Here is a 19,122-nt window from a genome sequence, read left to right on the forward strand (position 1 = left end):
TGCGTTGATAACGCACCCACGGGAATCCGACAAGCCTTGGTGAGGTAAATGCCTGGTTTGCAGGGGCTCAACGCGTCGCCGCCAGGCTCTCGAGAAAGCTTTCCAGCACCAAATGCGGGCGCCGGCCCTTGCGCGTGACCGATGCCAGGCTCAGGTCATAAAAGCGTGAGCCTGGCTTGAGTGTTCGCAGGCGACCTTGCTGGACCCACAGGCTGGCGTAGTGATCGGGCAGGTAGCCGATGTAGCGCCCGGTCAGGATCAGGAACGCCATGCCTTCGCGATCGGAGGCGCTGGCGGTGCAATTGAGCGCCTGGTAGTGCGCCTGGATTTCGGCGGGCAGGCGGAACGTCGGGGCAATCGCGTCCTGGCTGTTGAGGCGCGCGTCGTCCAGTTGTTTATCGTCGACGTAGAACAGCGGGTGGCCGACTGCGCAGTAGAGCAGCGACCGCTCGCTGTACAGCGGTTGGTACTCCAGGCCCGACAAGGCGCTGGCCTGGGGTACAACGCCGACGTGCAGGCGGCCGTCGAGCACACCCTGTTCGACTTCATTGGGCGCGATCATGCGGATCTGGATCTGCACATCCGGCCCGCGCTCCTTCAACTGAGCCAGGGCGTGGGTGATGCGCATGTGGGGCAGGGTGACCAGGTTATCGGTCAGGCCGATGGTCAACTCGCCGCGCAGGTGTTGGTGCAGGCCATTGACCTCGGTGCGAAAACTTTCCAGGGCACTTAATAGCTGCAGGGCCGACTGGTAGACCTCGCGACCTTCTTCGGTCAGGGAAAACCCGGCCCGGCCGCGCTGGCACAGGCGCAGGCCGAGGCGTTGCTCCAGATCGCTCATTTGCTGGCTGATGGCCGAACGACCGATCCCCAGCACGCTTTCCGCCGCCGAGAAGCCACCACACTCGACCACGCTGCGAAAGATCCGCAACAGGCGGATATCAAAGTCGCTGACTTGTGCCAGCGGATCGGGGCGGCGGCTGCTCATAGTTTAGTAACGGCCTGACTGAAGGTTAGAAAAGTTGGATTTCACCGACTTTATCGCCGTGGCAACTTAGCTGCAACAACGCTTTTAATCCCTACGCCGCTTATTGCATTGCGAGGTTTTGCCGATGAACCTGCCTGAAAACGCCCCGACGTCCCTGGCCAGCCAGCTCAAGCTCGATGCCCACTGGATGCCGTACACCGCCAACCGCAATTTCCAGCGTGACCCGCGCCTGATCGTGGGGGCTGAAGGTAGCTGGCTGATCGATGATAAGGGCCGTAGGGTCTATGACTCGCTGTCGGGCCTGTGGACCTGCGGCGCCGGGCACACCCGCAAGGAAATCCAGGAAGCGGTGGCCAAGCAATTGGGCACTCTCGACTACTCGCCGGGCTTCCAGTATGGGCATCCGCTGTCCTTCCAACTGGCCGAAAAAATCACCGACTTGACCCCGGGTAACCTGAACCACGTGTTCTTCACCGACTCGGGTTCCGAGTGTGCCGACACCGCGGTGAAAATGGTGCGTGCCTACTGGCGCCTGAAAGGCCAGGCGACCAAGACCAAAATGATCGGCCGCGCCCGTGGTTACCACGGGGTGAATATCGCCGGGACCAGCCTGGGTGGCGTCAACGGTAACCGTAAGCTGTTTGGCCAGGCGATGATGGATGTCGATCACTTGCCGCACACCTTGCTGGCCAGCAACGCTTATTCCCGTGGCATGCCCAAGGAAGGCGGTATCGCCCTGGCCGATGAACTGCTCAAGTTGATCGAACTGCATGACGCCTCGAACATCGCGGCGGTGTTCGTCGAGCCAATGGCCGGTTCCGCCGGCGTACTGGTGCCGCCAGAGGGCTACCTCAAGCGCCTGCGGGAAATCTGCGACCAGCACAATATCCTGCTGGTGTTCGATGAAGTAATCACCGGCTTTGGCCGTACCGGTTCGATGTTCGGTGCCGACAGCTTTGGCGTGACCCCGGACCTGATGTGCATCGCCAAGCAGGTCACCAATGGTGCGATTCCAATGGGCGCGGTGATTGCCAGCTCGGAGATCTACCAGACCTTCATGAACCAGGCGACTCCGGAATACGCGGTGGAATTCCCCCACGGCTATACCTACTCGGCCCACCCGGTAGCGTGCGCCGCAGGCCTGGCGGCACTCGACCTGCTGCAGAAGGAAAACCTGGTGCAGAGCGTGGCTGAAGTCGCACCGCATTTCGAGAATGCGCTGCACGGCCTCAAGGGCTCGAAGAACATCATCGACATCCGTAACTACGGCCTGGCCGGTGCAATCCAGATTGCCCCGCGCGACGGCGACGCCATCGTGCGTCCGTTCGAAGCCGGCATGGCCCTGTGGAAAGCCGGGTTCTACGTGCGCTTCGGCGGCGACACGCTGCAGTTCGGCCCAACGTTCAACAGCCAGCCACAAGACCTCGATCGCCTGTTCGATGCGGTCGGCGAAGTGCTGAACAAGATCGACTGATCGCCCCCAAAACAGTAGGTGCCGAGCTTGCTCGCGATGGCGGATCGATAGACGCCATCGCCTTTGGGCTACGTGCCAACGTTATCTATATATAGAAGGCGTCCCTCGGCGGACGCCGGTGAACAGAATTCAGGAGCCCCGCATGAGCCTCATCCCGCATTTGATCAATGGTGAACTGGTGACCGACAACGGTCGCACCGCCGACGTGTTCAACCCGTCCACCGGTCAAGCGATCCATAAAGTGCCGTTGGCCAGCCGCGAAACCATCCAGCAGGCCATCGACGCCGCCAAGGCCGCGTTCCCGGCCTGGCGCAACACACCTGCGGCCAAGCGCGCCCAGGTGATGTTCCGCTTCAAGCAACTGCTGGAGCAGAACGAAGCGCGTATCTCGCAACTGATCAGTGAAGAGCACGGCAAGACTCTGGAAGACGCCGCCGGTGAACTGAAGCGCGGGATCGAGAACGTCGAGTTCGCCTGTGCCGCACCGGAAATCCTCAAGGGCGAGTACAGCCGCAACGTCGGCCCGAACATCGATGCCTGGTCGGACTTCCAGCCCCTGGGCGTGGTTGCCGGTATCACACCGTTCAACTTCCCGGCCATGGTGCCGCTGTGGATGTACCCGCTGGCGATCGTCTGCGGCAACTGCTTCATCCTCAAGCCGTCCGAGCGCGATCCGAGTTCCACCCTGCTGATTGCCCAGTTGCTGCTGGAAGCCGGTTTGCCAAAAGGCGTGATGAACGTGGTGCACGGCGACAAGTCGGCGGTGGATGCGCTGATCGAAGCGCCGGAAGTCAAAGCCTTGAGCTTCGTCGGGTCGACCCCGATTGCCGAGTACATCTATGCCGAAGGCACCAAGCGCGGCAAACGTGTGCAGGCGCTGGGCGGGGCGAAGAACCATGCGGTACTGATGCCGGATGCGGACCTGGACAACGCGGTCAGCGCGCTGATGGGGGCGGCGTATGGTTCGTGCGGCGAGCGTTGCATGGCGATCTCGGTGGCCGTGTGCGTGGGTGATCAAGTGGCCGATGCCCTGGTGGCCAAACTGGTGCCCCAGATCAAGGCACTGAAAATCGGTGCGGGCACTTCCTGCGGCCTGGACATGGGCCCACTGGTGACGGGCCAGGCGCGGGACAAAGTCAGCGGCTATGTCGATGACGGCGTGGCGGCTGGCGCCAAGCTGGTGGTCGATGGTCGCGGCCTGAGCGTGGCGGGGCATGAGGAAGGTTTCTTCCTGGGTGGCTGCCTGTTCGATAACGTCACACCGCAGATGCGCATCTATAAAGAAGAGATCTTCGGCCCGGTGTTGTGTGTGGTCCGGGTCAACAGCCTGGAAGAGGCGATGCAACTGATTAACGACCACGAGTACGGCAACGGCACCTGCATCTTCACCCGCGATGGGGAAGCGGCTCGCCTGTTCTGTGACGAGATCGAAGTGGGCATGGTCGGGGTCAACGTGCCGCTGCCGGTGCCGGTGGCGTATCACAGCTTTGGTGGCTGGAAGCGCTCGCTGTTCGGCGACCTGCATGCCTATGGCCCGGACGGTGTGCGTTTCTACACGCGCCGCAAAGCCATTACCCAGCGCTGGCCACAGCGTGCAAGCCATGAAGCCTCGCAGTTCGCGTTTCCTAGCTTGTAACTCGCAAGCTAATGTGAAAAGGCCGCCCCAACGGGGCGGCCTTTGCGTTTTCAGGGCTTTTTTGACCTTTGTGACAGAAATATGAAAATAGCGGTTGACGGCAGATCTCAGGTGTCTATAATTCGCCCCACTTCCGGCGCAGTCGAAACGGAAAACTCCTTGGTAAACAATGAGTTACACAGTTTTCGGCAGCAGGTTGCTTCAGTTCATCGAAGCGCGAAAGGAGTTGAAAAGGAGGTGTTGACAGCAGCGTGTAACGCTGTAGAATTCGCCTCCCGCTACCGAGTGATCGGAAGCGCAAGTGGTTGAAGTTGTTGAGGAAATCTTCAAAAACTTCTGAAAATACCGCTTGACAGTAAATGAGGCTGCTGTAGAATGCGCGCCTCGGTTGAGACGAAAGATCTTAACCAACCGCTCTTTAACAACTGAATCAAGCAATTCGTGTGGGTGCTTGTGTTGTCAGACTGATAGTCAAAAAGATTATCAGCATCACAAGTTACTCCGCGAGAAATCAAAGATGTAACCAACGATTGCTGAGCCAAGTTTAGGGTTTCTTAAAAACCCAAAGATGTTTGAACTGAAGAGTTTGATCATGGCTCAGATTGAACGCTGGCGGCAGGCCTAACACATGCAAGTCGAGCGGTAGAGAGAAGCTTGCTTCTCTTGAGAGCGGCGGACGGGTGAGTAATGCCTAGGAATCTGCCTGGTAGTGGGGGATAACGCTCGGAAACGGACGCTAATACCGCATACGTCCTACGGGAGAAAGCAGGGGACCTTCGGGCCTTGCGCTATCAGATGAGCCTAGGTCGGATTAGCTAGTTGGTGGGGTAATGGCTCACCAAGGCGACGATCCGTAACTGGTCTGAGAGGATGATCAGTCACACTGGAACTGAGACACGGTCCAGACTCCTACGGGAGGCAGCAGTGGGGAATATTGGACAATGGGCGAAAGCCTGATCCAGCCATGCCGCGTGTGTGAAGAAGGTCTTCGGATTGTAAAGCACTTTAAGTTGGGAGGAAGGGCAGTAACCTAATACGTTGCTGTCTTGACGTTACCGACAGAATAAGCACCGGCTAACTCTGTGCCAGCAGCCGCGGTAATACAGAGGGTGCAAGCGTTAATCGGAATTACTGGGCGTAAAGCGCGCGTAGGTGGTTTGTTAAGTTGGATGTGAAATCCCCGGGCTCAACCTGGGAACTGCATTCAAAACTGACAAGCTAGAGTATGGTAGAGGGTGGTGGAATTTCCTGTGTAGCGGTGAAATGCGTAGATATAGGAAGGAACACCAGTGGCGAAGGCGACCACCTGGACTGATACTGACACTGAGGTGCGAAAGCGTGGGGAGCAAACAGGATTAGATACCCTGGTAGTCCACGCCGTAAACGATGTCAACTAGCCGTTGGGAGCCTTGAGCTCTTAGTGGCGCAGCTAACGCATTAAGTTGACCGCCTGGGGAGTACGGCCGCAAGGTTAAAACTCAAATGAATTGACGGGGGCCCGCACAAGCGGTGGAGCATGTGGTTTAATTCGAAGCAACGCGAAGAACCTTACCAGGCCTTGACATCCAATGAACTTTCTAGAGATAGATTGGTGCCTTCGGGAACATTGAGACAGGTGCTGCATGGCTGTCGTCAGCTCGTGTCGTGAGATGTTGGGTTAAGTCCCGTAACGAGCGCAACCCTTGTCCTTAGTTACCAGCACGTAATGGTGGGCACTCTAAGGAGACTGCCGGTGACAAACCGGAGGAAGGTGGGGATGACGTCAAGTCATCATGGCCCTTACGGCCTGGGCTACACACGTGCTACAATGGTCGGTACAGAGGGTTGCCAAGCCGCGAGGTGGAGCTAATCCCACAAAACCGATCGTAGTCCGGATCGCAGTCTGCAACTCGACTGCGTGAAGTCGGAATCGCTAGTAATCGCGAATCAGAATGTCGCGGTGAATACGTTCCCGGGCCTTGTACACACCGCCCGTCACACCATGGGAGTGGGTTGCACCAGAAGTAGCTAGTCTAACCTTCGGGAGGACGGTTACCACGGTGTGATTCATGACTGGGGTGAAGTCGTAACAAGGTAGCCGTAGGGGAACCTGCGGCTGGATCACCTCCTTAATCGACGACATCAGCTGCTGCATAAGCTCCCACACGAATTGCTTGATTCATTGAAGAAGACGAGAAACAGCCCTGAGGCATAGGGTTGTTGTTTGTCGTAAAGCTTAGAAATGAGCATTCCATCGAGGCGATGGTGAATGTTGATTTCTGATCTTTAAGATTAGATCGTTCTTTAAAAATTTGGGTATGTGATAGAAAGATAGACTGGACGTTACTTTCACTGGTAACGGATCAGGCTAAGGTAAATTTGTGAGTTGCTCTATGAGCAAGTGCGAATTTTCGGCGAATGTCGTCTTCATAGTATAACCAGATTGCTTGGGGTTATATGGTCAAGTGAAGAAGCGCATACGGTGGATGCCTTGGCAGTCAGAGGCGATGAAAGACGTGGTAGCCTGCGAAAAGCTTCGGGGAGTCGGCAAACAGACTTTGATCCGGAGATGTCTGAATGGGGGAACCCAGCCATCATAAGATGGTTATCTTAAGCTGAATACATAGGCTTAAGAGGCGAACCAGGGGAACTGAAACATCTAAGTACCCTGAGGAAAAGAAATCAACCGAGATTCCCTTAGTAGTGGCGAGCGAACGGGGACTAGCCCTTAAGTGGCTTTGAGATTAGCGGAACGTTCTGGAAAGTACGGCCATAGTGGGTGATAGCCCTGTACGCGAAAATCTCTTAGTCATGAAATCGAGTAGGACGGAGCACGAGAAACTTTGTCTGAATATGGGGGGACCATCCTCCAAGGCTAAATACTACTGACTGACCGATAGTGAACTAGTACCGTGAGGGAAAGGCGAAAAGAACCCCGGAGAGGGGAGTGAAATAGATCCTGAAACCGTATGCGTACAAGCAGTGGGAGCCCACTTTGTTGGGTGACTGCGTACCTTTTGTATAATGGGTCAGCGACTTATTTTCAGTGGCGAGCTTAACCGAATAGGGGAGGCGTAGCGAAAGCGAGTCTTAATAGGGCGTCTAGTCGCTGGGAATAGACCCGAAACCGGGCGATCTATCCATGGGCAGGTTGAAGGTTGGGTAACACTAACTGGAGGACCGAACCGACTACCGTTGAAAAGTTAGCGGATGACCTGTGGATCGGAGTGAAAGGCTAATCAAGCTCGGAGATAGCTGGTTCTCCTCGAAAGCTATTTAGGTAGCGCCTCATGTATCACTGTAGGGGGTAGAGCACTGTTTCGGCTAGGGGGTCATCCCGACTTACCAAACCGATGCAAACTCCGAATACCTACAAGTGCCGAGCATGGGAGACACACGGCGGGTGCTAACGTCCGTCGTGAAAAGGGAAACAACCCAGACCGTCAGCTAAGGTCCCAAAGTTATGGTTAAGTGGGAAACGATGTGGGAAGGCTTAGACAGCTAGGAGGTTGGCTTAGAAGCAGCCACCCTTTAAAGAAAGCGTAATAGCTCACTAGTCGAGTCGGCCTGCGCGGAAGATGTAACGGGGCTCAAACCATACACCGAAGCTACGGGTATCACTTAGGTGATGCGGTAGAGGAGCGTTCTGTAAGCCTGTGAAGGTGAGTTGAGAAGCTTGCTGGAGGTATCAGAAGTGCGAATGCTGACATGAGTAACGACAATGGGTGTGAAAAACACCCACGCCGAAAGACCAAGGTTTCCTGCGCAACGTTAATCGACGCAGGGTTAGTCGGTCCCTAAGGCGAGGCTGAAAAGCGTAGTCGATGGAAAACAGGTTAATATTCCTGTACTTCTGGTTATTGCGATGGAGGGACGGAGAAGGCTAGGCCAGCTTGGCGTTGGTTGTCCAAGTTTAAGGTGGTAGGCTGGAATCTTAGGTAAATCCGGGATTCTAAGGCCGAGAGCTGATGACGAGTGTTCTTTTAGAACACGAAGTGGTTGATGCCATGCTTCCAAGAAAAGCTTCTAAGCTTCAGGTAACCAGGAACCGTACCCCAAACCGACACAGGTGGTTGGGTAGAGAATACCAAGGCGCTTGAGAGAACTCGGGTGAAGGAACTAGGCAAAATGGCACCGTAACTTCGGGAGAAGGTGCGCCGGTGAGGGTGAAGGACTTGCTCCGTAAGCCCACGCCGGTCGAAGATACCAGGCCGCTGCGACTGTTTATTAAAAACACAGCACTCTGCAAACACGAAAGTGGACGTATAGGGTGTGACGCCTGCCCGGTGCCGGAAGGTTAATTGATGGGGTTAGCTAACGCGAAGCTCTTGATCGAAGCCCCGGTAAACGGCGGCCGTAACTATAACGGTCCTAAGGTAGCGAAATTCCTTGTCGGGTAAGTTCCGACCTGCACGAATGGCGTAACGATGGCGGCGCTGTCTCCACCCGAGACTCAGTGAAATTGAAATCGCTGTGAAGATGCAGTGTATCCGCGGCTAGACGGAAAGACCCCGTGAACCTTTACTATAGCTTTGCACTGGACTTTGAATTTGCTTGTGTAGGATAGGTGGGAGGCTTTGAAGCGTGGACGCCAGTCTGCGTGGAGCCAACCTTGAAATACCACCCTGGCAACTTTGAGGTTCTAACTCAGGTCCGTTATCCGGATCGAGGACAGTGTATGGTGGGTAGTTTGACTGGGGCGGTCTCCTCCTAAAGAGTAACGGAGGAGTACGAAGGTGCGCTCAGACCGGTCGGAAATCGGTCGTAGAGTATAAAGGCAAAAGCGCGCTTGACTGCGAGACAGACACGTCGAGCAGGTACGAAAGTAGGTCTTAGTGATCCGGTGGTTCTGTATGGAAGGGCCATCGCTCAACGGATAAAAGGTACTCCGGGGATAACAGGCTGATACCGCCCAAGAGTTCATATCGACGGCGGTGTTTGGCACCTCGATGTCGGCTCATCACATCCTGGGGCTGAAGCCGGTCCCAAGGGTATGGCTGTTCGCCATTTAAAGTGGTACGCGAGCTGGGTTTAGAACGTCGTGAGACAGTTCGGTCCCTATCTGCCGTGGACGTTTGAGATTTGAGAGGGGCTGCTCCTAGTACGAGAGGACCGGAGTGGACGAACCTCTGGTGTTCCGGTTGTCACGCCAGTGGCATTGCCGGGTAGCTATGTTCGGAATAGATAACCGCTGAAAGCATCTAAGCGGGAAACTAGCCTCAAGATGAGATCTCACTGGGACCTTGAGTCCCCTGAAGGGCCGTCGAAGACTACGACGTTGATAGGTTGGGTGTGTAAGCGCTGTGAGGCGTTGAGCTAACCAATACTAATTGCCCGTGAGGCTTGACCATATAACACCCAAGCAATTTGACTACTCCTGATTTTGAAACAAAGAGGAGCATCAGATTGCGGTGTGTGAAGACGAAACGAACCGAAAGTTCGAATCTGCTCAAAGCAGCACACAACACCGAAAGCTATCACATACCCAATTTGCTGAAGCGAGGCCATCTGGCCACGACTCAGTACCCGAATTTCTTGACGACCATAGAGCATTGGAACCACCTGATCCCATCCCGAACTCAGCAGTGAAACGATGCATCGCCGATGGTAGTGTGGGGTTTCCCCATGTGAGAGTAGGTCATCGTCAAGATTAAATTCCGAAACCCCTATCTGCGTATGCAGGTAGGGGTTTTGTTTTTGTCCGCGAGAAAGTGCGCACCCTACTGTGCCCGTTTCGGGCGGCACCAGGCTGCCACAAAATGCTAAGGTTCGGCCCTGGCTCAGGCACTTATCCAAGGAAGCATTCATGGCGGACGGCTCGCTACTCAGTACTGGTTTTATGGTGGTTCACGGCAACCGCCTGGATGAACTGCGTAGCCTGGTGGTCAGTTGGATGCGGCGTTATCCGCTGGCGCCCCTGGAAAACGAAATCGCCCTGGTGCAGAGCAACGGTATTGCCCAATGGCTGAAGCTGGCATTGGCCGAAGACCCGGAAGAAGACGACATGGGCGGTTGTGGCATTGCCGCAGCCATTGATGTGCAATTGCCCGGCAGCTTCATGTGGCAGTTGTACCGCCTGGTCCTGGGGCGTGCCGAGATTCCCGCCAAGTCGTTGCTGGACAAGGCCCCGCTGACCTGGCGCCTGATGCGCCTGCTGCCCGAACTGATCGATCAGCCGCATTTCGAACCGCTGCAGCGCTTCCTGACCCACGATACCGACCTGCGTAAACGCTACCAACTGGCCGAGCGCCTCGCCGACCTGTTCGACCAGTACCAGGTGTACCGCGCCGACTGGCTGGAAGACTGGGCCGCCGGGCGCCATCAATTACGCAACGGCAGAGGCGAGAGCAAGCCGCTGACCCCCGCCAACTGCTGGCAGGCGGAGTTGTGGCGGGCGCTATTGCTCGACGTCGGAGCGCAAGGCATGGCGCAGAGCCGCGCCGGGGTTCACCAACGTTTCATTGAGACCATCACCCGACTCGACACCGCGCCTGCCGGCCTGCCGTCCAGGGTGATCGTTTTTGGTATTTCCTCGCTGCCGGCCCAGGCCCTGGAAGCACTCGCCGGGCTGGCCCGTTTCAGCCAGGTGCTGCTCTGCGTACATAACCCTTGTCGGCACCATTGGGCGGACATCGTCGCCGATAAAGACCTGTTAAGGCACCAATACAAGCGTCAGGCGCGCAAGGCCGGGATGCCGGTGGTGCTCGATCCGCAAACCCTGCATCAGCACGCGCACCCGCTGCTGGCTGCGTGGGGCAAGCAAGGCCGCGATTACATCAACCTGCTCGACAGCTATGACGATCCCAACAGCTATCGCTCGGCCTTTCGCGACGGGCGTATCGACCTGTTCAGCGAAAGCCAGCCACTGACCCTGCTCAACCAACTGCAGGACGACATCCTCGAATTGCGTCCGCTGAGCGAAACCCGCGAACTATGGCCAGTCGTGGATCTGGCGCAGGATGAGTCGATCCGTTTTCACATAGCCCACAGCGCACAACGGGAAGTCGAGATCCTCCATGACCAGTTGCTCGCGCGCTTCAGTGCCGACCCCCAGTTGCGCCCGCGGGATGTGATCGTGATGGTGCCGGATGTCGACAGCTATGCGCCGCACATCAGCGCGGTATTCGGGCAACTGGAGCGCACTGATCCGCGCTTCATTCCGTTTACCCTCACCGACCAGGGCCAGCGCGGCCGTGATCCGCTGCTGATTGCCGTGGAGCATCTGCTGAAGTTGCCCGACAGCCGTTTCCCGGTCAGCGAAATCCTCGACCTGCTGGACGTGCCCGCCTTGCGCGCGCGATTCGGGGTACAGGAGCGCGACCTGCCGACCCTGCATCGCTGGATCGAAGGCGCCGGGATCCGCTGGGGCATGAGCGCCGAGCAACGCGCCGGCCTCGGCCTGCCCGACGCACTGGAGCAGAACAGTTGGCGCTTCGGCTTACGGCGCATGCTGCTCGGCTACGCGGTGGGCAGTGGCCAGGCCTGCGACGGCATCGAACCCTACGATGAAATCGGCGGCCTGGATGCGGCCTTGATCGGGCCCCTGGTGGCCTTGCTCGATGCCTTGCAGATCGCCCACGATGAACTCAGCCAGGCCGCTTCCCCCGAACAATGGGGTAGCCGGTTGCAAGCGCTGATGCAGCTGTTTTTCCTGGCCAGCAACGAACACGATGACTACCTGCTGGCCCAGCTCCAATTGCTGCGTGAAACCTGGCTGGAGACCTGTGAGTCAGTTGGCCTGCACGATCCGCTGCCCCTGACGGTGGTGCGCGAAGCCTGGTTGGCCGGCCTCGATCAGGGCCGCCTGTCCCAACGCTTCCTCGCCGGTGCGGTGAATTTCTGCACCCTGATGCCGATGCGCGCCATCCCCTTCAAGTTGGTGTGCCTGCTGGGCATGAACGACGGCGACTACCCGCGCGCCCAACCACCGCTAGACTTCGATCTGATGGGCAGCGACTACCGCCCCGGCGATCGTTCACGGCGCGAGGACGACCGTTACCTGCTGCTCGAGGCCTTGCTCTCGGCGCGGGACCAGCTCTACATCAGTTGGGTCGGGCGCAGCATCCGCGACAACAGCGAGCGTCCGGCCTCGGTGCTGATCGGACAGTTGCGTGACCACCTGGCCAATGGCTGGAAGCTCGCTGGCGAGCCAGATGCACTGCTCGAAGCGCTGACCCAGGAACACCCGCTGCAACCCTTCAGCGCCCGTTATTTCCATGAGGGTGATGGACTGTTCAGCTATGCCCGGGAATGGCAACTGTTGCACGAGCAGCACGCGGCCCCACCAGCGTCGACCCGGCTGGACCCCTACGTGCAAGAAGAGCCGTTGTCCCTGGGCCAGCTCCAGGATTTCCTGCGCAACCCGGTCCGGCACTTTTTCAGCCAGCGCCTGAAAGTATTTTTCGAAGCCGCCGAAGCGCCGCTGGCCGATGAAGAACCTTTCGTCCTCGATGCCTTGCAGCGCTACAGCCTGAGCGACAGTCTGCTGACCGCCGCCCTCGGCCATCTGGATCAACCCGAGCCCGCGTTGCTGGCCCAGGCCAAGCGCCTGCAGGACAGCGGCTTGCTGCCAATGGCCGGTTTTGGCGAGTGCCTGCAGCGTGAATTGATCGAGCCGCTTCCTGACCTGTTGCAGCGTTATCAACACCTGCTGCAGTTGTGGCCTACGCCACTGACCAGCGCCTTGCCCGTATCGCTCAACCTGCAGGGCGTGAGCCTGGAAGGTTGGCTGGGTGGTCTGCATCAGCGCAGCGATGGTGGGTTGCTGACAATCACCAGCATTCCCAACAGCATCGGATCGCCCAAGACGCGTAAGTGGCATCGCCTGATCCGGCCCTGGGTCAATCACCTGGTGGCTTGTGCCAGCGGCCTGTCGATGACCACCGGGTTGGTCGCCAGTGATGACAGCCTGCTGCTGGACCCGTTGGATCAGCCCCATGCCGAGCAGCTCCTCGGTGAACTGATGCAAGCCTGGCAAGCGGGCATGCGCCAGCCCCTGCCCATCGCGGTCAAGACCGCCTTCGCCTGGCTCGGCCAGACCGACCCGCTCAAGGCGGATGCCGCTGCCCGCAAGGCCTACGAAGGCGATGGCCAGACTTCCGAGGGTGAGCGCCGCGAAAGCCCGGCCCTGGCGCGCCAGTTCCCCGACTACAACGCCCTGTTGGCCGACGAGACCTTTGACGGCTGGTGCGACGCGCTCTACCGGCCATTGCTCGTGGCACCCTGGCGCTCACTGACCGGCGAGGAGTCAAATTGATGACCGCGACATTGCCCCTGGCCCTGGCGTTTCCCCTGCGCGGCAGCCAATTGATCGAAGCCAGCGCCGGCACTGGCAAGACCTTCACCATCTCCGCGCTGTACCTGCGCTTGGTGCTTGGCCACGGTGACGCCACCAGCGGCTTTGGCCGCGAATTGTTGCCGCCGCAGATCCTCGTCGTGACCTTCACCGACGCGGCCACCAAGGAACTGCGCGAGCGAATCCGCACACGCCTGGCCGAAGCCGCACGGTTTTTCCGCGACGAGACCCCGGCCCCCGACAGCCTGATTGCCGACCTGCGCGACGAATACCGCGCCGAGCAATGGCCCGCCTGTGCCAACCGCCTGGACATCGCCGCGCAGTGGATGGACGAGGCAGCCGTCTCGACCATCCACAGCTGGTGCCAGCGCATGCTGCGCGAACATGCTTTCGACAGCGGCAGCCTGTTTACCCAATCCCTGGAAACCGACCACAGCGATCTGCTCGGCGAAGTGGTGCGTGACTACTGGCGCCTGTATTGCTATCCCATGCAGGGCGATGCGCTGAACTGGGTCCGTGCCAACTGGGGCGGACCTGCCGCGTTGCTCGCGCGAGTGCGCGGCCTGTTCGACAGTGAGCGCGACAGCATCGAAGGCGAGTCGCCGCAGCAGTTGATCGCCGCCTGCCTTGAGCAGCGGCGCGAGGCCCTGGTGACACTCAAGGCGCCCTGGCTGGTCTGGGCGCAGGAGCTGCGGGACATCTGCCTGCAAGGCGTCGCCAGCAAGGCGGTCGACGGGCGCAAGATGCAAGCGCGCTACTTCGAGCCCTGGTTCGAGAAAATCAGCGCCTGGGCCGAAGATCCAGCCCTCGAGCAACTGGACATTGGCACCGGCTTCACCCGCCTGACACCCGAGGGCATGGCCGAAGCCTGGAAAGGCCAGGCGCCGGACCATCCCGGGCTGGACGCCATGTCCGGCCTGAAGGCCCGGCTCGATGCGCTGCCGACCCCGGACGCCGCCGTGTTGAAGCATGCGGCGCAGTGGGTGGGCGGGCGTTTTGAGGAAGAGAAACGCCGGCGTGCCGAAATGGGCTTCGACGACATGCTGCTGCGCCTGCGCGCAGCTTTGCAGGCCGATGGCGGCGAGCGCCTGGCGACCTTGATCCGTGAGCAGTTCCCGGTTGCCTTGATCGATGAATTCCAGGACACCGACCCGGTGCAGTACCGCATCTTCGAGCGCATCTACCGCATCGAAGACAACGACCCGGAGTGCGGGCTGTTTCTGATCGGTGACCCGAAGCAGGCGATCTACGCCTTCCGTGGCGCCGACATCTACACCTACCTGCGAGCGCGCCAGGCCACCACCGGCCGCCTGCACACCCTGGGCACCAACTTTCGCTCCAGCCACGGCATGGTCGCGGCGGTGAACCATGTGTTCCAGACTGCCGAACTGCGGGAGCAGGGCCGGGGCGCGTTTCTGTTCCGCGAGCCCAACGGTGACAATCCGGTGCCCTTCGCTCCCGTCGAATCCCAGGGGCGCAAGGAGTCGTTGCAGATCGACGGCCAGGCCGTGCCGGCGCTGAACCTCTGGCATCTGCCCAGCGAGCAGGCACTTTCCGGGGTGGTCTATCGCCAGCAACTGGCCGCGGCCTGCGCCAGTCAAATCACCGCGTTGCTCAATGGCGGCCAGCAGGGGCGGGCGGGTTTTGTCCGCGACAGCCAGGCCCTCAAGGGCTTGTTGCCGGCCGACATCGCGATCCTGGTGCGCGACGGCAAGGAAGCCCAAGCGGTGCGCCATGAGTTGTCGGCCCGCGGCGTGCGCAGCGTCTATCTCTCGGACAAGGACTCGGTGTTCGCCGCCCAGGAGGCCCATGACCTGCTGAGCTGGCTCAAGGCGTGCGCCGAACCGGATGTCGAGCGCCCGCTGCGGGCGGCCCTGGCCAGCACCACCTTGAACCTGCCGCTGAGCGAACTGGAGCGCCTGAACCAGGATGAGCTGGCCTGGGAAACGCGGGTCATGCAGTTCCGCCAATATCGCGAGGTCTGGCGCAAGCAGGGCGTGTTGCCGATGCTACGGCGCCTGCTCCACGACTTCCAGTTGCCGCAAGTGCTGATCGCCCGCAGTGATGGCGAGCGGGTGCTGACCAACCTGCTGCACCTTTCGGAACTGTTGCAACAGGCCGCCGCCGAACTCGACGGCGAGCAGGCACTGATCCGTCACCTGTCCGAGCACTTGGCGTTGTCCGGGCAGGCGGGTGAGGAACAGATTCTGCGCCTGGAAAGCGACGAGCAACTGGTCAAGGTGGTAACCATCCACAAATCCAAGGGCCTGGAATACCCGTTGGTGTTCCTGCCCTTCATCTGCTCGGCCAAGCCGGTGGATGGCAGTCGCTTGCCGTTGCACTACCACGATGAGCGCGGCAAACCCCAGGTCACCCTGAACCCGACGCCCGAGCTGATCGCCCTGGCCGACCATGAACGCCTGGCCGAAGACCTGCGCCTGCTCTATGTGGCCCTGACCCGGGCCCAGCATGCGTGCTGGCTGGGTGTCGCCGACCTCAAGCGGGGCAACAGCAACAGCTCGGTATTGCACCTGTCGGCCCTGGGCTATGTGCTCGGCGGCGGTGCCGCGCTGGCGCAGTCCAGTGGCCTGTCCGCCTGGCTGCATGCGCTGGAGCAAGGGTGTGCGGCGTTGCAGCATCAGCCGATGCCCGCCGCCAGCGACGAGCAGTACCAGCCGCCGCGCAACGCCGCACGGTTGCTGGCAGCGCTGAGTCCCAAGCGCAAGGCCGCGGAAAACTGGTGGATCGCCTCCTACAGTGGGCTGCGCATTGGCGACAGCCTTGCTGCCGCCAGCGAGGAAGCCCCGGAAAGTGCCCAGGCGCAAAAACTGTTCGATGACGAACGCCTCGACCCCGATGCCCCCCGTGAAGTGCAGGCCAGTGGCGGCGATATCCATCGCTTCCCGCGTGGGCCCAACCCGGGCACCTTCCTCCACGGCCTGCTGGAGTGGGCCGGTGACGAGGGATTCAGTGCCGACCCGCAGGCGATCGACGACGCCATTGCCCGGCGCTGCAACCGTCGCGGCTGGCAGGGCTGGATCGTCACGCTGAGCGACTGGCTGCAGCACTTGCTGCAGGTCCCTCTGCGCCTGGGCACCGAGCAACCGCCGGTGGTCCTCGGAAACCTGCGCGAATACCGGGTCGAGATGGAGTTCTGGTTCGCCAGCCATAAAGTCGATGTGCTCAAGCTCGACGAACTGGTGCGCCAATACACCCACGGCGGGGTCGCCCGGGTGGGTGCCGAGTCGATGCTGCTCAACGGCATGTTCAAGGGCTTTATCGACCTGACCTTCGAGCACGCCGGGCGCTACTACGTGGCCGACTATAAATCCAACTGGCTGGGCAGCGACGATTCGGCCTACACCGAGCAGGCAATGGAGCAGTCGATTCTCGACCATCGCTACGACCTGCAATACGTGCTGTACCTGCTGGCCCTGCATCGCCAACTCAAGGCGCGCCTCGCCGACTACGACTACGACCGGCACATGGGCGGCGCCCTGTACCTGTTTTTGCGCGGTACCCGGGCGGCGAGCCAGGGTGCCTATTTCGCCCGCCCGCCGCGCGAGCTGATCGAACGCCTGGACCGCTTGTTCCAGGGCAAACCAGAAGCCAAGCCTGAACCGGCCTGGGAGCAGGGTGTATTGCTATGAACCGTTCCTTTGCCGACCTGTTACCCACGCCGCTGACGGCCGAGAGCCTGGCGCAACTCCAGCCCCTGAGCAGCGCCGGCGATTTGTTGCTGCTGCTGGAGCGTTGGGTCGAGCGCGGCTGGCTGCGCGCGCTGGACAAAGCCTTCGTCGCCTTCCTCCACGAGCGGGCGCCGCAAGACGATCCACTGGTGCTGCTGGCGGCGACCTTGACCAGTCACCAACTGGGGCATGGTCACGTCTGCCTCGACCTGTTCGAGACCCTCAAGGCGCCGGACTTCGCCCTGTCCTTGCCACCGGAAGGCGACGTGCAGACTGGCGCCCAGCTGTTGCCCTCGCAGTTGCTCGAAGGCCTGGACGGCGCGCACTGGTGCAAGGTGCTGGCCTCCAGCCCGTTGGTGGCGCTGGCCGCCGATGGACGTGAAGAAACCCAGCAGCGCCCGTTGGTGCTGTCCGGCAAACGCCTGTACTTGCGCCGCTACTGGGCCTACGAACGGCGCATCGACCAGGCGCTGCGCCAGCGCCTGGTCGCCGCCGAACCGACCCCGGTCGACCTGCCCGAGCGCCTGGGCGGGCTGTTCGGCCAGGCGCGCGCCGGTGCGCCGATCGACTGGCAGAAGCTCGCCTGTGCCCTGGCCACCCGCAGTGCCTTCAGCATCATCACCGGCGGGCCGGGCACCGGCAAGACCACCACCGTGGTGCGCTTGCTGGCGTTGCTCCAGGCGCCTGCCGTGGAGGTGGGCAAGCCGCTGCGCATTCGCCTTGCGGCTCCGACGGGCAAGGCGGCCGCGCGCCTCACCGAGTCCATCAGCCAACAGGTACGCAGCCTGCAGGTCGCCGACGCAGTGCGGGACAAGATCCCCGCTGACGTAACCACGGTCCACCGCCTGCTGGGCAGCCGTCCCGGCACTCGGCACTTTCGCCATCACGCTGGCAATCGCCTGCCGCTGGACGTGCTGGTGGTAGATGAGGCGTCGATGATCGACCTGGAAATGATGGCCAATCTGCTCGACGCCTTGCCGCTCCATGCCCGCCTGGTGCTGCTGGGCGACAAGGACCAACTGGCGTCGGTGGAAGCCGGTGCCGTGCTGGGCGACCTGTGCCGGGATGCCGAAGCTGGCTGGTACAGCCCGCAGACCCGGGCCTGGCTGGAGGCGGTCAGCGCTGAGGACCTGGGCAGCAGCGGCCTGCAGGAAGACCTCGACGCCAGCCACCCGCTGGCGCAGCAAGTGGTGATGTTGCGTCACTCGCGGCGCTTTGGCGAAGGCAGTGGCATCGGCCAGTTGGCGCGCTGGGTCAACCAGCAGCAGGCCGAGGAGGCGCGCAAGTTGCTGGCGGCCCGCAGTCACGCCGACCTGTTTGTCCTGGCGCTCAAGGGCGAGCAGGACCGGGCCCTGGAGCGCCTGTTGCTGGAAGGTCACGGTGACGGACCGCAGGGTTACCGGCATTACCTGAGCCTGTTGCGCAACCAGCGCCCCAGCCCGGACGCCGTGCCTGAGGATCAGGTGTGGACGGATTGGGCGCGGCAGGTGTTGCAGGCCTTCGATGCGTTCCAGCTGCTGTGTGCGGTGCGTAAGGGCCCCTGGGGTGTCGAAGGACTCAATCAGCGCATCACCGCGGCGCTGCTCAAGGCCCGGCTGATCGACAGCGACCAGCAGTGGTACGAAGGTCGTCCGGTGCTGATGACCCGCAACGACTACGGCCTGGGCTTGATGAACGGCGACATCGGCATCGCCCTCAAATTGCCTGAGCGCGATGCCCTGCCTGGCGGCAAGCAGGTGCTGCGCGTGGCCTTTGCCCGCAACGACGGGCAGGGCGGGGTACGGTTCGTGTTGCCCAGTCGGCTCAACGATGTAGAGACCGTCTACGCCATGACCGTGCACAAATCCCAGGGCTCGGAATTCGCCCACACCGCGCTGATCCTGCCGGACGCCCTCAACCCGGTGCTGACCAAGGAACTGATCTACACCGGCATCACCCGGGCCAAGGATTGGTTCAGCCTGATCGAGTCGCGCAGCGGGGTGTTTGAAGAGGCGGTCAAGCGCAAGGTCAAGCGCTTGAGCGGGCTGATGCTGGAATTGGCGGACGCCAGCGATAGGTGAC

At 60.5% G+C, this 19,122-nt stretch carries 6 protein-coding genes and 3 rRNA genes; 8 read left to right on the forward strand and 1 reads right to left on the reverse strand.

Annotated elements, in window-relative coordinates; genetic code table 11:
- Positions 1-67: 67 nt before the first annotated feature.
- Positions 68-988, reverse strand: coding sequence for a LysR family transcriptional regulator (locus QMK50_RS17265; RefSeq protein ID WP_095170230.1), 921 nt, complete (start codon positions 986-988; stop codon positions 68-70).
- A 124-nt stretch (positions 989-1,112) separates the two neighbouring features.
- Here QMK50_RS17265 and QMK50_RS17270 point away from each other — a divergent pair, with 124 nt between their 5' ends.
- From QMK50_RS17270 to recD, 8 genes are all read left to right on the forward strand, one after another.
- Entirely contained in the window at positions 1,113-2,462 is a 1,350-nt protein-coding gene (locus QMK50_RS17270; protein ID WP_159993619.1) for an aspartate aminotransferase family protein, read from the forward strand.
- A 142-nt stretch (positions 2,463-2,604) separates the two neighbouring features.
- Positions 2,605-4,098, forward strand: coding sequence for a CoA-acylating methylmalonate-semialdehyde dehydrogenase (locus QMK50_RS17275; protein WP_095170232.1), 1,494 nt, complete (start codon positions 2,605-2,607; stop codon positions 4,096-4,098).
- 574 nt (positions 4,099-4,672) lie between these two features.
- Positions 4,673-6,209 (forward strand): 16S ribosomal RNA (locus QMK50_RS17280).
- Positions 6,210-6,536: 327 nt separating this feature from the next.
- Positions 6,537-9,428 (forward strand): 23S ribosomal RNA (locus QMK50_RS17285).
- A gap of 183 nt (positions 9,429-9,611) precedes the next feature.
- Positions 9,612-9,727 (forward strand): 5S ribosomal RNA (gene rrf, locus QMK50_RS17290).
- The 16S, 23S and 5S rRNA genes sit together here, the layout of an rRNA operon.
- A gap of 156 nt (positions 9,728-9,883) precedes the next feature.
- On the forward strand, positions 9,884-13,333 hold the full coding sequence (recC, locus tag QMK50_RS17295; protein ID WP_320333584.1) for an exodeoxyribonuclease V subunit gamma: 3,450 nt from the start codon (positions 9,884-9,886) through the stop codon (positions 13,331-13,333).
- Positions 13,333-17,022, forward strand: a complete 3,690-nt coding sequence (recB, locus tag QMK50_RS17300; protein ID WP_320333585.1) for an exodeoxyribonuclease V subunit beta — start codon at positions 13,333-13,335, stop codon at positions 17,020-17,022. The genes recC and recB overlap by 1 nt, the downstream gene beginning before the upstream one ends.
- The gene (gene recD, locus QMK50_RS17305; RefSeq protein ID WP_320333586.1) at positions 17,019-19,121 is read left to right on the forward strand and encodes an exodeoxyribonuclease V subunit alpha; all 2,103 of its coding nucleotides are present in this window, start codon (positions 17,019-17,021) and stop codon (positions 19,119-19,121) included. Before recB ends, recD begins: the two co-directional genes overlap by 4 nt.
- Position 19,122 lies beyond the last annotated feature (1 nt).

Source organism: Pseudomonas sp. P5_152 (genome assembly GCF_033989915.1).
Taxonomy (GTDB): Bacteria; Pseudomonadota; Gammaproteobacteria; order Pseudomonadales; family Pseudomonadaceae; genus Aquipseudomonas.

What these genes read in the sequence shown, in the direction of transcription:
- QMK50_RS17265 (WP_095170230.1), bottom strand. Translation starts at nt 988, where the DNA reads ATGAGCAGCCGCCGCCCCGATCCGCTGGCACAAGTCAGCGACTTTGAT.
- QMK50_RS17270 (WP_159993619.1), top strand. Translation starts at nt 1,113, where the DNA reads ATGAACCTGCCTGAAAACGCCCCGACGTCCCTGGCCAGCCAGCTCAAG.
- QMK50_RS17275 (WP_095170232.1), top strand. Translation starts at nt 2,605, where the DNA reads ATGAGCCTCATCCCGCATTTGATCAATGGTGAACTGGTGACCGACAAC.
- recC (WP_320333584.1), top strand. Translation starts at nt 9,884, where the DNA reads ATGGCGGACGGCTCGCTACTCAGTACTGGTTTTATGGTGGTTCACGGC.
- recB (WP_320333585.1), top strand. Translation starts at nt 13,333, where the DNA reads ATGACCGCGACATTGCCCCTGGCCCTGGCGTTTCCCCTGCGCGGCAGC.
- recD (WP_320333586.1), top strand. Translation starts at nt 17,019, where the DNA reads ATGAACCGTTCCTTTGCCGACCTGTTACCCACGCCGCTGACGGCCGAG.